Source organism: Actinoplanes teichomyceticus ATCC 31121 (genome assembly GCF_003711105.1).
GTDB lineage: Bacteria > Actinomycetota > Actinomycetes > Mycobacteriales > Micromonosporaceae > Actinoplanes > Actinoplanes teichomyceticus.
In genome coordinates, this window is record NZ_CP023865.1 from 6,579,916 (window position 1) to 6,594,410 (window position 14,495).

Annotated in this window: 12 protein-coding genes; 7 read left to right on the top strand and 5 right to left on the bottom strand. The window is 71.8% G+C overall.

The window, feature by feature from the left end; genetic code table 11:
* Window positions 1–44: 44 nt before the first annotated feature.
* Window positions 45–1,067 carry a Gfo/Idh/MocA family oxidoreductase gene (locus tag ACTEI_RS28890; protein ID WP_122980535.1) on the top strand — a complete coding sequence of 341 codons (1,023 nt, stop codon included), beginning with the start codon at window positions 45–47 and terminating at the stop codon, window positions 1,065–1,067.
* A 234-nt stretch (window positions 1,068–1,301) separates the two neighbouring features.
* On the opposite strand, the gene ACTEI_RS28895 is transcribed toward ACTEI_RS28890, so the two are convergent.
* The 5 genes from ACTEI_RS28895 to ACTEI_RS39080 form a co-directional block, all read right to left on the bottom strand.
* Complete coding sequence (locus tag ACTEI_RS28895) at window positions 1,302–2,342, bottom strand: amidohydrolase family protein (RefSeq protein ID WP_239082066.1); 1,041 nt, start codon at window positions 2,340–2,342, stop codon at window positions 1,302–1,304.
* 320 nt (window positions 2,343–2,662) lie between these two features.
* The gene (kynU, locus tag ACTEI_RS28900; RefSeq protein ID WP_122980536.1) at window positions 2,663–3,883 is read right to left on the bottom strand and encodes a kynureninase; all 1,221 of its coding nucleotides are present in this window, start codon (window positions 3,881–3,883) and stop codon (window positions 2,663–2,665) included.
* Complete coding sequence (kynA, locus tag ACTEI_RS28905) at window positions 3,880–4,731, bottom strand: tryptophan 2,3-dioxygenase (RefSeq protein WP_122980537.1); 852 nt, start codon at window positions 4,729–4,731, stop codon at window positions 3,880–3,882. The genes kynU and kynA overlap by 4 nt, the downstream gene beginning before the upstream one ends.
* A 54-nt stretch (window positions 4,732–4,785) precedes the next feature.
* Entirely contained in the window at window positions 4,786–5,184 is a 399-nt protein-coding gene (locus tag ACTEI_RS28910) for a YchJ family protein (protein ID WP_122980538.1), read from the bottom strand.
* A 15-nt stretch (window positions 5,185–5,199) separates the two neighbouring features.
* Entirely contained in the window at window positions 5,200–5,706 is a 507-nt protein-coding gene (locus ACTEI_RS39080) for a methyl-accepting chemotaxis protein (RefSeq protein ID WP_122980539.1), read from the bottom strand.
* 253 nt (window positions 5,707–5,959) lie between these two features.
* Here ACTEI_RS39080 and ACTEI_RS28920 point away from each other — a divergent pair, with 253 nt between their 5' ends.
* The 6 genes from ACTEI_RS28920 (at window position 5,960) to ACTEI_RS28945 (ending at window position 14,491) form a co-directional block, all read left to right on the top strand.
* A complete protein-coding gene (locus tag ACTEI_RS28920; protein WP_122980540.1) occupies window positions 5,960–6,955 on the top strand; it encodes a LacI family DNA-binding transcriptional regulator in 996 nt (331 codons plus the stop codon).
* A 312-nt stretch (window positions 6,956–7,267) separates the two neighbouring features.
* Window positions 7,268–8,647, top strand: coding sequence for an ABC transporter substrate-binding protein (locus ACTEI_RS28925; protein ID WP_122980541.1), 1,380 nt, complete (start codon window positions 7,268–7,270; stop codon window positions 8,645–8,647).
* Between the two features lie 59 nt (window positions 8,648–8,706).
* Window positions 8,707–9,645 (top strand): carbohydrate ABC transporter permease, encoded by a 939-nt coding sequence (locus ACTEI_RS28930; protein WP_122980542.1) that lies wholly within the window; start codon window positions 8,707–8,709, stop codon window positions 9,643–9,645.
* 10 nt (window positions 9,646–9,655) lie between these two features.
* Window positions 9,656–10,543: a carbohydrate ABC transporter permease gene (locus ACTEI_RS28935; RefSeq protein WP_122980543.1), complete on the top strand. Its 888-nt coding sequence runs from the start codon at window positions 9,656–9,658 to the stop codon at window positions 10,541–10,543.
* Window positions 10,544–10,583: 40 nt separating this feature from the next.
* The gene (locus ACTEI_RS28940; RefSeq protein ID WP_122980544.1) at window positions 10,584–12,140 is read left to right on the top strand and encodes a glycoside hydrolase family 13 protein; all 1,557 of its coding nucleotides are present in this window, start codon (window positions 10,584–10,586) and stop codon (window positions 12,138–12,140) included.
* 98 nt (window positions 12,141–12,238) lie between these two features.
* Window positions 12,239–14,491 carry a galactose-binding domain-containing protein gene (locus ACTEI_RS28945; protein WP_122980545.1) on the top strand — a complete coding sequence of 751 codons (2,253 nt, stop codon included), beginning with the start codon at window positions 12,239–12,241 and terminating at the stop codon, window positions 14,489–14,491.
* The last annotated feature ends 4 nt before the right edge of the window (window positions 14,492–14,495 follow it).

Consider the following 14,495-nt stretch of genomic DNA (forward strand, 5'->3'; position numbering starts at 1 on the left):
GTGCACCCGCAACAGAGCCGCAATCGATGTGAAAAACTTCCGGCATGATCGAGCAGGTGCGGTTCGGGCTGGTGGGATACGGCGGCGGCGGACGGAACTTCCACGCCCCGCTGATCTCGTCCGCTCCGAACATCGAGTTCGTCGGCGTGGTCACCACCTCCCAGGAGCGCCGCAAACTCCTTGCGGAGCGGCTTCCCGGCGTCGCGAGCTACGACTCGATCGCCGCGCTCGCCGCCGACGGGGTGCGGGCGGTCGCCATCTCCACCCCCGCGTCCACGCACGCCGACCTGGCTCGCGAGGCCATCCGGCTGGGCCTGGCCGTGGTCGTCGACAAGCCGTTCACGCTGGACGCCCCGACCGCCCGGGAACTGGTCAGGACCGCCGAGGCGGCCGGCGTCCCGCTGACCGTCTACCAGAACCGGCGCTGGGACTCCGACTTCCTGACCATCGGCAAGCTGGTCGGGAACGGCTCGCTCGGCACGATCCGCCGCTTCGAGTCGCGCATCGAGCGCTGGGCGCCGGACCGGCTGCCGCCCGCGGCCGGCGGCGGCACCCTGCTGGACTTCGGCGCCCACCTGGTCGACCAGGCGCTGCAGCTGCACGGCCCGGCGCAGCGCGTCTACGCCGAGATGCGCGGCGACGGCGAGCTCGACGACGACTTCTTCCTCGCCATGCACCACCTCAGCGGCGTCGAGTCGCACCTGTGGGGCAGCTGGCGGCAGGCCGGGCCGGGCCCGCGTTTCCGCGTCAGCGGCACCGCCGGCACGTTCATCTCGCCCGAGCTCGACGGCCAGGAGGAGCTGCTCAAGGCCGGCAAGACCCCGGCCCAGCTGGGCGAGCGCTGGGGCATCGAACCCGAGCACCGCTGGGGCCACCTGTTCCGCGGCGCCACCGGCGCGCCGGTGGAGAGCTGCCGCGGCCGCTGGGACTCGTTCTACCCCGCGTTCGCCGACGCCGTCCTCGGCAACGGCCCGCTCCCGGTGGACCCGTGGGACACCGTCCGCGCCATGGAGGTGCTGGACGCCGCCCGGGTCAGCGCCACCACCGGCCGTTCGGTCACCCTCTGAGCCACCCGCGGTCACCGGCACACCGGTCCGCGCGAGCGGGGGGCGGCAGGCGATCTCCCGCCGCCCCAGGCCCGCGGCGCGGGCCGCGCGCCCCACGCGGGGACGCGGCGCGGTGCGCACCTCATGCGGGGACGCGGCGCGGTGCGCGCCCCACGCGGGGACGCGGCGCGCTCCCTCGCACGCCCCGACGTGACCCGTGAGGCGCGGCGCGGGCGCGCGAGATGACGATCCCGGTCAGGGCCGGCGGGGGTGGACCGTCTCGTCCACCACGCGGGCGGTGGCGAGCACGTCGGCGAAGGCGTCCGGGGACAGCTCCAGGCCGCCCGGGATCCAGGTGATCCCGGGGCTGCCGGGCTCGGTCATGGCCAGCAGGATCTCGTCCGGGCCCAGGCCCGCCGAGCGCAAGGCCCGCAGCTCGCGCGGGTTGACGCCGGGCGGCAGCGGGCCGTTGCCCAGATCGGTGCCGTAGCGGACCTTCCCGCCGTGGCCGATGAAGCGGCGCAGGTTGCCGATCGCGACGTCGCGGGCCGGGTCCGGCTCGCCCCAGCCGTGAATGTCCAGGGTGCTGATCCAGGTCATCCGGCCGGCGCACGCGCGGACCAGGGCATCCGGCAGCGGTTCCGTCCACGGGGTGTGCGCCAGCAGGTCGGCTCCGGCCTCGAAGGCCGCGGCCACGGTGCCGGTGCCCTCGGCGTGCACGACCACCGGCAGGCCGGCGGCGTGCGCCGCGTCGACCAGCGCACGCAGCGTCGGCTGCGGCAGCATCGGGCTGCCGGCGTGCGCGGTCACCTTGATCAGGGAGGCGCCGGCGGACCGTGCGGCGGCCACCGCGGCGGCGGCGCCGGCCGCCGAGGTGACCTCCCGCCAGCTGCCGGCCGGCGCCCACGGGCGGTCGCTGGGGTAACCGCCCGGGCTGGTCAGGAACGGACCCGCGTACCGGATCCGGGGCAGCCGCGAATCGGGCTGCGCGGCTCGGGCCGCCAGCTCGGCCAGGGCCTGCGGCACACCCCCGAGATCCCACACCGCGGCGATCCCGCCGGCCCGGACCGCGCCCAGGTCGGCCAGCGCCGCGTGCACGTGCGCGTCGACCAGGCCGGGCAGCAGCGTGCCCGGGAAGCGGCGGGTGCCATCCGCCGGGGCCATCTCCGCCGGAACCGGTTTGGCCAGGCCGTCCACGCCGATCCGGAGGGCCACGCCGGTGCGGAGCCGGCCGCCCCACCAGATCGAGTCGGCCCGCAGCCAGCCGATCCGCCGGTCCGTGCGCGGGTCGGGCACCTCGGTGACGGTCGGACGGGGTTCGCCGTCGCGCGGGGTCCGGGCCGTACGGGCGAAGCAGGTCTCTCCCCCGCAGCCCGCACCGCCGCAGGAACGCGGCGGCAGACCATCCGCCCCGGCCTCCGGCGAGGAGCTCGCACAGGCCCGCGGGTCCGCTTCGCCGCCGGCCTCCGCCGGGGACGACGCGGCGGACTCCCCGACCGGCGAGCACGATGCGGCGGACTCCCCGACCGGCGAGCACGATGCGGCGGACTCCCCGACCGGCGAGCGCGGTGGGGCGGACTCCCCGACCGGCGGGCGCGGTGTGGCGGGCGGGGTCGTCACGGCTGCTTCCCGGCGAGGTCACGGAGGACGGCGAGACCCCGGTAGACCTCGGTGAAGCTGGTGCTCAGCGGCGCCGGGCCGATGCGCAGACCGTCCGGGCGGCGGTAGTCCGGGATCACCCCGCTGTCCCACAGCGGCTCCAGCAGCTGCTCGAAACCGGCCCGGCGCAGCGTCACGTGCCCGCCGCGCCGGCGCGGTTCCCGCGGGCTGACCACCTCGACGCCCAGGGGCGCCAGCCACTCGTCGGCGAGGTCCAGCACGAAGTCGGTGAGCAGCAGCGACTTGGCGCGCACCGCCTCGATCCCGGCCTCGGCGAGCATGTCCAGATTGGCGTGCATGGGCACCATCGCCAGGATCGGCGGGGTGCCGCTGAGCAGCGCCCGCGCGCCGGGGGCCGCCTCGTAGCCGGGGCCCATCTCGAACGCGGCCCGGTGCCCCATCCAGCCCTGGATCGGCTGGCGCAGCTCGCCCTGCAGCTCGCGGCGCAGGTACGCGAACGCCGGCGCGCCGGGCCCGCCGTTGAGATACTTGTACGAGCATCCGACGGCCAGGTCCACGCCCCACTCGTCGAGCCGGATCGGCACCGAGCCGACCGAGTGGCACAGGTCCCACAGGGTCAGCGCCCCGGCGGCGTGCGCGATCCGGTTGATCTCGGGCACGTCGGCTAGCCAGCCGGAGCGATACGCCACGTGCGAGAACAGCACCAGCGCGGTGTCGGAGTCGACCGCCGCGGCGACCTGCTCCGGGTGCACGCCGGTGACCGGGTCGGTCTCGATCCACACCAGGGTGAGGCCGCGTTCGGCGGCGATGCCCTCCAGGACGTACCGGTCGGTGGGGAAGTTGTCGGTGTCCAGGACCACCTTGCGCCGGTCCGGGCGGGCGTCGACGGCGGCCCGGGCCAGTTTGTAGAGCAGCACCGTGGTGGAGTCGGCGACCACCGTCTGGCCGGCCGCCGCACCGAGCGCGACCGCGCCGAGCCGGTCGCCGAGGGTGAGCGGCCAGTCCAGCCAGCCGTCGGTCCAGCCGCGGATCAGCCGGCCGCCCCACTGGCCGCGGACGAAGTCGTCGATCAGCTCGGCGGTCGAGCGCAGCGGGCGGCCCAGCGAGTTGCCGTCCAGGTAGGAGACCGCCGAGGTGGGCACGAACCGGGCACGGAACGGCGCCAGCGGGTCGGCCGCGTCCAGGTCGGTGGCGCGGGCCAGGAGCGCGTCGCTCAACGGGGGACTCCGATCTCGGTGCGTACGGCGTACAGCTCGGGGAAGAATGTCAGATCGAGAGCCGCCTTGAGGAAGCCGACCCCGCTGGAGCCGCCGGTGCCGCGCTTGAAGCCGATGGTCCGTTCCACGGTCTTGAGGTGCCGGAACCGCCAGAGCTGGAAGTTCTCCTCCAGGTCCACCAGCTCCTCACACGCCTCGTAGGCCTCCCAGTGCTGCTCGGCCTGCTCGTAGATGGCCTGGAAGACGCCGACCAGTTCCGGGTGGTACTCGTACGCCTCGGTGATGTCGCGCTGCAGGACGTCGGCCGGCACCGGATGCCCGCGGCGGGCCAGGTAGTGCAGGAACTCGTCGTAGACGCTCGGCGTGCCGAGCAGTTCCTCGAGCAGCCGGCGGGCGGCCGGCTGGTCGTCGAAGATCTGCAGCATCCGGCGGTCCTTGTTGCCGAGCAGGAACTCGACCGCGCGGTACTGGTACGACTGGAATCCCGACGAGGTGCCCAGGAAGCTGCGGAACTGCGCGTACTCGGTCGGGGTGAGGGTGGCCAGCACCGACCACTGCTCGGTCAGGGTGCGCTGGATGTGCTTGACCCGGGCCAGCCCCTTGAGCGCGGGTTTGAGCTCGTCCTTGGCCAGATGGTGCAGCACCGCACGGAGCTCGTGGATGACCAGTTTCAGCCACAGCTCGGATGTCTGGTGCTGCAGGATGAAAAGGAGCTCGTCGTGGTGCTCGGGGACGCTCACCGGGTGCTGAGCGCCGAGGATGTCGTCCAGGCGCAGGTACTCGCCGTAGGAGAGATTGACCTTGAAGTCCCGGACGATGCCGTCCTCCAACGGCCGCTGTGCCGACATTGGTGACCACCCACTCCCTGCGTCGCTTCGTCGCGTCGCTCCCGGCACAGGAGATCACACCGGCTCAGAGGGCCCCCAGTACACCCAACGGCCGTCGTGCCGGACGAATCTGCTGAGCTCGTCCAGCACGCCCGGCGTGCCGCCGTCCCGGTAGTGCGCGCGAAACGCGACGGTACCCTCGGCGTCGAAGAGACCGCCACCGGTGCGCTCCAGCACCTCCAGGCGTACCCAGCGCAGGCCGGGATCACTCGTGATCTCGGCGGGGCGGGTCCGCGGGTGCCAGGTGGCCAGCAGGTAGTCGGAGCGGTCCAGGGCGTACGCGCTGAAGCGCGACCGCATCAGGGCTTCCGGGTCCGGCGCCGGGACGCCGCCGTGCAGGGGTCCGCAACATTGCGCGTACGCCGCCGACCCGCACGGGCACGCCTTCGCGCGGGATGCTTTCTTGCCAGCCATGCCGGACAGTCTTCCTCAGCCGGCCTGCTGCTCCACCACGATCCCGCTGATCACCTTCTGGCAGCGGTCGAGCTCCTCGATCAGCCCCTGCATCTCCTCGATCGCCTCGACCGCGTTCTGCGTGTCGGTGCGGATGCCGCCGACCTGGGCGCCGATCTCGTTGGTCGCGGTGGCGGTCTCGTTCGCCAGGTCCTTGACCTCGCTGGCCACCACGGCGAAGCCGCGGCCCGCCTCGCCGGCCCGGGCCGCCTCGATGGTGGCGTTGAGCGCCAGCAGGTTGGTCTGCTTGGCGATGGTGGCGATCAGCTGGACGACCTTGCCGATCTCGGTGCTGCTCGCCTCCAGCCGCTGGATCACCTGCACCGCGGTCTCCGCGGCGCGGACCGCGGCCTGGGTGGCGGTGGCCATGTCGTTGCTGACGTTGGCCAGCCGGTGCACCGAGTCGCGCTGCCGCTCCTGCGCCGACCGGTCGTCCTGCCCGCCGCCGGGCGACCAGCCGTCGTTCTGCTCCCAGTCGGTCATGTCGCGCCGCGCCCCTTCTTACCGGTAGCTCCCAACATCCCACCCGCTCCACCGGTCGCGGGGCGTTTTGCCTGATCTCGCTCCGCCGCGGCGCCGTGCCGGCGGGCGCCGCGGACCGGCTGGCCACGGACCGCGCGGACGGCCGGAGCCGGTATCGGCGCCGCGGCATCGATCAGCAAATACTGTCATCGCTTCCAGTCCGTACCGCATATTGCAGTTCGGTTTTTGCACAAGCCTGACGTACGCTTCCACCGTGACCAAACGACTTGCCGAGGTGGCGAAGAAGGCCGGGGTCAGTGAGGCGACCGTCAGCCGGGTGCTCAACGGGCGCAGCGGGGTCTCCGAGGCCACCCGCGCCTCGGTGCTCACCGCCCTCGACGTGCTGGGCTACGAGCGCCCGACCAAGCTCCGCGGCGAGCGCGGCCGGCTGGTCGGTCTGGTGCTCCCCGAGCTGCAGAACCCGATCTTCCCGGCGCTCGCCGAGGTGGTGACCGCCTCGCTGGCCCAGCGCGGCTTCACCCCGGCGCTGTGCGCCCGGACCATCGGCGGCGTCCCCGAGTCGGACTATGTCGAGATGCTGCTCGACCACCAGGTGTCCGGGGTGATCTTCGCCGGCGGGGCGTACGCGCTGGCCGACGCCTCGCACGAGCACTACCGCCGGCTCACCGACCGCGGCCTGCCCGTGGTGCTGGTCAACGCCGGCGTCGACGAGCTGGGCTTTCCCCGGGTCTCGACGGACGACGCGGTCGCCGTCGAGCAGGCGTACGGTCATCTGCGCTCGCTCGGCCACGAGCGGATCGGCATGGTGCTCGGCCCGGAGGGGCACATCCCGTCGCGCCGCAAGCTGACCGCGATGATCCAGGCCGCGGGCTGGTCCGACGACGCGCTGGTGGAGCGCTCCAGCTTCTCCATGGAGGGCGCCCGGGTGGCCGCGAGCAAGCTGATCGAGCGCGGCACGACCGGCATCATCTGCGCCAGCGACGTGCTGGCGCTGGGTGCGATCCGCGCCGCGCGCCGGCTGGGCCGCGCCGTGCCGGGCGACGTGTCGGTGGTCGGCTTCGACGACTCGGCGTTCATGACCTGCACCGACCCGCCGCTGACCACGGTCCGGCAGCCGATCGAGACGATGGGCCAGGCGGCGGTGGACCTGCTGGTCAGCCAGATCGAGGAGGCCGGAGTGCTGCGCGACGAGCTGCTCTTCGAGCCGGAGCTGGTGGTCCGGGGATCGACCGGGCCCGCGCCCCGATAACCGGCCCGGAAACGGCCGTCGACCGCGCCCGCGGTCGGCGGCCGTTTTTTCGTGCCCACGGAACGGGTGAAGAACGGCGAACCCGTACGAATCGCTTGCCTGTCGAGATCTGCCGTACTGAAGTCGCGTCTTTTCAAAGAACGATCGCAACCTTGCGCATATGGGTCGCGCTCGATACGGTGACTCCACTCACAGAGCCGGTCACCGCGCGGAGGCTCTGCGACCCCATGCCGAGCACCGCCGGCGACGGACCGGTGACGAATACCCGGATCGGCGAAGGCCTTGGAGAACCGTTCCCGAAGGGAAGGACAGATGTCCGTACCGCAATACCGGAAGGTCGCGGCGGTCGCGCTCGCGGCCGGGCTGGGGCTCAGCCTCGCGGCCTGCTCCACCAAGAGCGACGACCCGGGGGCCGACGCCGGCGGCAAGGTCACCATCACGGTCGACTGCCAGCCGGTCGGCGCCGAGAAGGACCTGCTGAAGAACTGGAACTCCGACGTCGCGGCGTTCCAGCGGGAGAACCCCGACATCACGATCAAGAGCGTCAGCGTCGGCCAGCAGTGCAACAACCCGCCGGACTTCACCGCCCGCCTCGCCGGCGGCACCATGACCGACGTCTTCTACGGCTACATGACCGACCTGCAGCAGGTGCTCGACTCCGGCCGGGCGATGGACATCACCCCCTACGCGACCACGGAGAACGTGCCCACCTGGGACAGCATCGACCCGGCGCTCAAAGAGGTCTTCACCGACGGCGGGAAGGTCTACGGCATCCCGGTGAAGAACTACTCGATGGGCCTGGTCTACAACAGGACGCTGTTCGCGAAGGCCGGCCTCGACGCGGACCGGCCGCCGAAGACCTGGGCCGAGGTCCGCACCGCGGCGAAGAAGATCGCCGCTGCCGGCCCGGGGGTCGCCGGCTACGCGGAGTACAGCGCCGGCAACACCGGCGGCTGGCACTTCACCGCCGAGCTCTACTCGCAGGGCGGCCAGGTGCTGACCGAGGACGGCAGGCGGGCCGACTTCAACAACCCGATGGGCCGGCAGGTCCTGCAGAACCTCAAGGACATGCGGTACACCGACGACAGCATGGGCAGCCGCCAGCTGTTGCAGTGGGGTGACCTGCTGACCAGCGCCGCCGCCGGCAAGGTCGGCATGTTCATCGGCGCGCCGGACACCACCCAGGCGATCGTCAGCCAGTTCAAGGGCAGGTACCAGGACTGGGCGGTGGCCCCGCTGCCCGGTCAGGACGGCCCGGCCAAGGCCACGCTGGGCGGCGGCGAAGGTTACTTCTTCAAGAAGGACCTCACCCCGGAGCAGGTCCGGGCCGGCCTGAAGTGGATCGCCTACGAGAAGCTGACGGTCGGCAAGGGCCAGTTCGACTACGTCCGGGCCAAGCCGCAGAACTACCCGGTCGGCCTGCCCCAGCCGCTGCTGTTCGCGCCCGGCAGCCAGGCGCAGCGGCAGGAGATCGAGTTGCGCAAGGCCAACGCGAACGTGCCGGTCGAGAACTTCGCGCTCTTCGAGGCCAACCAGCTGCCGATCAAGGGCGAGCCGCGCAACGCGCAGGCGATCTACGCGGTGCTCGACGCGGCGATGTCGGGTGTGCTGACCGACCCGAAGGCCGACATCGGCGCGCTGCTGGCGACCGCCGAGAAGAAGGTCAACCAGCTCCTGGCGTCCGGTAGCTGAGCCCACGGGCGGGGGCCGGCGGCCCGGCCCCCGTCCCGTACGACAGTCAGGAGCATTCCTTGGCGATCGTCACCGCCCCCGCCCCGGCCCCGCCGCGGGTCCCTCCGCCGCCGCGCGCGACGCGGCGGGGCCGCAAGGTCCGCGACAACCTCACCGGGCACGCCTTCCTGATCGGCGCGGTCCTCTGCTTCGCCCTGTTCATGTGGTACCCGATGATCCGCGGTGTGGTGATGAGTTTCCAGCGCACCCGCCGTGGCCAGACCACGTGGGTGGGCTGGGACAACTACAGCCGGATCATCGCCGACCCGAGCTTCTGGACGGCCTGGCGCAACACCCTGCTGTTCACCGTCGTCGCGCTCGTCGCGGGCTACGTGGTCCCGTTCCTCGTGGCGATCCTGCTCAACGAGTTCCGGCACGCGCAGGGCTACCTGCGGGCCCTGGTCTACCTGCCGGTGATGCTGCCGCCGGCCTCCGCGCTGTTCCTGTTCAAGTTCTACGCGTACGACCCGAGCGACGCCGGCCTCTTCAACGCGGTCCTGAGCGCGCTGCACCTGCCCACCTCGCAGTGGATGCAGTCACCGGCGATGACCATCCCGGCGATGGTGCTCGCCTCCACCTGGATGAACATGGGCAGCGCGGTGCTGATCTACCTGGCCGCCCTGCAGAACATCCCCGGCGAGCTGTACGAGGCGGCCGAGCTCGACGGCGCGGGCCTGTGGCGCCGGATCATCCACGTGACCATCCCGCAGACCCGGCTGATCCTGGCGCTGCTGGCGATGCTCCAGGTCGTCGCCACCATGCAGCTGTTCATCGAGCCGCTGATCCTGGCCAACGGCGCGGGCACGCAGGACTCGGCCACCTCGGTGGCGTACCTGATCTATCAGCACGGCTTCTTCCAGAACGACCTCAACGGCGCCGCCGCGCTCGGCGTGCTCATGCTGGTGGTGCTGGCCGGCTTCTCCGCCGTTTACGTGCGGCTCACCGCGAGACAGGACTAGGACGGACACCATGGCTGGCGAATCCGGCTCGCGGACCCTCATCTCCCACGCGCAGCTGCGGCGCGGGCGCGGCAGGGTCGTCTACTGGACCCTGCTGTCGCTGGTCGTCGTGGCGTTCACGCTGCTGTTCCTCGGCCCGTTGTACTGGATGGTCACCGGCGCGCTCAAGACCGGCCAGGAGGTCGCGCAGACCCCGCCGACGTGGTACCCGAAGCATCCGGACCCGGCCAGCTACGTCGACGCGTGGCAGCAGCTGAACCTGGCGAAGTTGCTGTTCAACACGTTCTACTACGCCTTCGGGGCGGTGCTGTTCCAGCTCGTCTTCGACACCGCGGCGGCGTACGCGCTGTCCAAGCTGCGTCCGGTCGGCGGCCACGTGATCCTCGGCGCGATGCTGGCCACCCTGATGATCCCGGCGATGGTGCTGATCGTCCCGCAGTACGTGACCGTGATCGATCTGCCGGTGCTGCACTTGAACCTGCTCGACTCGCCGTTCGCGATCTGGCTGCCGCTGGTCGCCAACGCCTTCACCGTCTTCCTGCTCAAGCGGTTCTTCGACGCCATCCCGGAGGAGCTGATGGCGGCCGCGCAGGTGGACGGCGCCACCCCGCTGCGCACGCTCTGGTCGATCATCCTGCCGATGTCCCGGCCGATCCTCGGCGTGGTGTCGATCTTCTCGGTGACCGCGGTGTGGAAGGACTTCCTCTGGCCGAAGCTGGTCATGCCGTCCCCGGAGACCCGGACGGTCAGCGTCGGCATCTACGCCTTCGCCGGCGGCACCCCGCAGAACGTGGTGATCGCCGCCGCGGTGATCTCCGCGATCCCCACCGTGATCATCTTCCTGGTCTTCCAGCGCAACATCATGTCCGGTCTGACCACGGGCAGCCTCAAGGGCTGAGCGCCGCCGCCGCAAACAACGACGCAGAAAGCGAGTACTCGTGTCCGCAGAACAGCAATGGTGGCGCGACGCGGTCATCTACCAGGTGTATCCCCGCAGTTTCGCGGATTCCGACGCCGACGGCGTGGGCGACCTCGACGGCATCCGCGCCCGCCTGGGCCACCTGCGCGACCTCGGGGTGGACGCGATCTGGATGAGCCCGTGGTACCCGTCGCCGATGGCGGACGCCGGTTACGACGTCGCCGACTTCCGCGACATCGACCCGGTCTTCGGCACCCTGGCCGACGCCGAGGCGCTGATCGCCGAGGCGCACGCCGCCGGGATCCGGATGATCGTCGACATCGTGCCGAACCACGTCTCGTCCGAGCACCCCTGGTTCCGGGCCGCGCTGGCCTCCCCGGACGCGGCGGAACGCGACTACTTCTGGTTCCGGGCGCCCGCGGAGCGGATGCCGACCGCCTGGACCGGCGAGTTCGGCGGCCCGACCTGGTCGCGGGCGCCCGACGGCGCGTGGTACCTGCACCTGTTCACCCCGCAGCAGCCCGACCTCAACTGGGACCACCCGCACGTGCGCGCCGAGTTCGAGGACATCCTGCGGTTCTGGTTCGACCGCGGGGTGGACGGCATCCGGATCGACTCGGCCGCGCTGCTGGTCAAGGACCGCGACCTGCCCGAGGTACGCGACGGCGCCCCGCACCCGTTCCACGACCTGGACGCCGTGCACGAGGTGTACCGGTCCTGGCGCCGGATCGCCGACGAGTACCCGCAGCGGGCACTGATCGGCGAGGTGTGGCTGCCCGACGTCGAACGGTTCACCAACTACCTGCGGCCGGACGAGTTGCACGCGGCGTTCAACTTCGACTTCCTCGGGTGCGCGTGGGATCCGTACCGGATGCGGGCCTGCATCGACCGCACCGTGGACGCGCACGCCCGGGTCGGTGCCCCGCCCACCTGGGTGCTGTCCAACCACGACGTCACCCGGCACGTCACCCGGTACGGCCGCGCCGACACCACGTTCAGCTTCGCGAACAACCTCGACGGCACCCCGGTGGATCTGGAGCTGGGCACCCGCCGGGCCCGGGCCGCCGCCCTGCTCTCGCTCTCACTGCCCGGCTCGGTCTACGTCTACCAGGGCGAGGAGCTGGGTCTCTGGGAGAACGAGAACATCGCCGAGGACCAGATCCAGGATCCGATGTACGCCCGGCGCGGGCACACCCGGGACGGCTGCCGGGTGCCGCTGCCCTGGGCCGGCGACGAGCCGCCGTTCGCGTTCACCACCGCCACGCCCTGGCTGCCCCAGCCGGCGGAGTGGAAGGACCGCACCGTGCAGGCGCAGACCGGTGACCCCACCTCCATGCTGGAGCTGTACCGCACCGCGATCCGCCTGCGCCGTGACCACATCACCGGCCCCGCGATGGCCTGGCTCGACTCCTCGCCCGAGGTCCTCGCGTACACCCGAGGACCGGGCTTCGCCTGCGTGCTCAACCTCTCCGGCGCGCCCGTCCCCCTGCCGGAGCACCAGACCCGCCTGCTCGCCAGCGGCCCGATCGACGGTGACCTCCTCCCCCGGGACACCGCGGTCTGGCTGCGTCTCTAGCCGACGAGGGCGCCTGCCGTCCCACCGCCGGGGCGCCCGCCGAGCAGGAAGGGAAACACCGACCGAAACGGGGGCCGGCCACACCAGGGAAGGGACACATGGCCAACCGAACCGCCCCGCTCGCGACCCTCGCCGCCGTCCTCGCGGCAGCCGTCACCACCGTCATCTGGCAGTCGACCCCGGCGCGGGCCGCCGGGCTGTCCCCGTTCGACATCGCCGGGCGCGGCGCCACCGTGCCGTTCACCGAGATCGAGGCCGAGGCAGCGGCCACCAACGGCACCAGCACCGGCACCGACCGCACCTACGGCACGCTCTCCTCGGAGGCGTCCGGCCGGGAGGCGGTCACTCTGGACGCCGCCGGGGAGTACGTCGAGTTCACCCTCACCAAGCCGGCCAACGCGGTGACCTTCCGGTACAGCGTCCCGGACGGCCGCACCGCGAGCCTGGACCTGCGCACCGGCGCGACGCTGATCGCGACGGTGCCGGTCACCTCGAGGTACGCCTGGTACTACGGCTCCTACCCGTTCACCAACAATCCCGGCGACGGCCGGCCGCACCACTTCTACGACGAGACCCGGGCGATGTTCGGCACCACGTACCCGGCCGGCACGAGGATCCGGATCCAGGTGAGCTCGACCGCGCAGTCGCCGAGCTTCACCATCGACCTGGCCGACTTCGAGAACGTCCCGGGGCCGATCGGCAAGCCGTCCGGCGCGATCGACGTGGTCGCCGACCACGGCGCCGACCCGACCGGAGCGACCGACTCCACGGCCAGGTTCCAGGCCGCGGTGGACGCCGGCGCCGCCTCCGGCCGGACCGTCTACGTCCCGCCGGGCAATTTCACCCTGTACAGCCACGTGATCGTGGACCGGGTCACCCTGGCCGGCGCCGGACCGTGGCACACCGTGCTCGGCGGCCGGCACCCCACCCAGCGCCACCTGGCGGCCGGCATCTACGGCCGGTACACCGGCCAGGGCGGGCCCAGCCGGAACGTGACCGTCCGGGACCTCGCGATCATCGGGGACATCCAGGAGCGGGTGGACAGCGACCAGGTCAACGCGTTCGGCGGGGCGATGTCGGACTCGGTGATCGACAACGTCTGGATGCAGCACACCAAGGTCGGCGCGTGGATGGACGGCCCGATGGACCGGTTCACCATCCGCAACAGCCGGATCCTGGACCAGACCGCGGACGGGGTGAACTTCCACACCGGGGTCACCAACTCCACGGTGACCAACACGTTCGTGCGCAACACCGGCGACGACGCTCTGGCGATGTGGGCCGAGAACACGCCGAACGTGGGCAACTCGTTCACCCGCAACACCGTGGTCGCGCCGATCCTGGCCAACAACATCGTCAGCTACGGCGGCCGGGACATCACCATCAGCGACAACGTGGTGGCCGAGACGGTCACCAACGGCGGCGGCCTGCACGTGGCCAACCGGTACCCGGGCGTCACCGGGCCGACCGCGGTGGCCGGCACGTGGACGCTGGCGCGCAACACCCTGATCCGGGCCGGCAACTCCGACTACAACTGGAACTTCGGGGTCGGCGCGCTGTGGTTCTGGCCGGATCAGGGTGCGATCACCGGGGCGACGATCAACGTCACCGACACCGACATCCTGGACAGCTCGTACGCCGCGATCCAGTGGATCGGCAACCAGACCACCGGGCTCAACCTGACCGACGTCACCATCGCCGGGGCCGGCACGTTCGCGTTGCAGGCGCAGGCCCCGGCCACCGCCCGGTTCACCAACGTGCGGGCCGGCGGGATCGCGCAGAACCCACCGGTCTACAACTGCGTCGGCTCCGGCCTGGCGATCACCGACGGGGGCGGGAACTCCGGGTGGCAGGCGGCGAACCCCTACTGCGGGCCGTGGCCGGCGCCGAGGTGGAACAACCCCACCACCGCGCCGACGACCACGCCCCCGACCGGCAACCTCGCCGCGGGCCGTCCCGCCACGGCGACCGGGCAGGCCGACATCTACGCGCCGGGGAACGTGACCGACGGCACCGCGAACACCTACTGGGAGAGCACCAACCACGCGTTCCCCCAGTCGATCACCGTGGATCTGGGCCAGAACCGGCCGGTCGCCCGCCTGGTCCTCAAGCTGCCGCCGGCCGCGGCCTGGGCCACCCGTACCCAGACGCTGTCGGTCCTGGGCAGCACCGACAACGCAACCTGGACCACCGTGAAGGGCAGCGCCGGCTACACGTTCGACCCGGCGAGCGGCAACACCGTCACCGTGCCGCTGACCGCGTCCACCCGGCGTTACCTGCGGCTGACCTTCACCGGCAACACCGGCTGGCCGGCGGGCCAGCTCGCCGAGTTCGAGGTCTACGCCTCCTGATGTC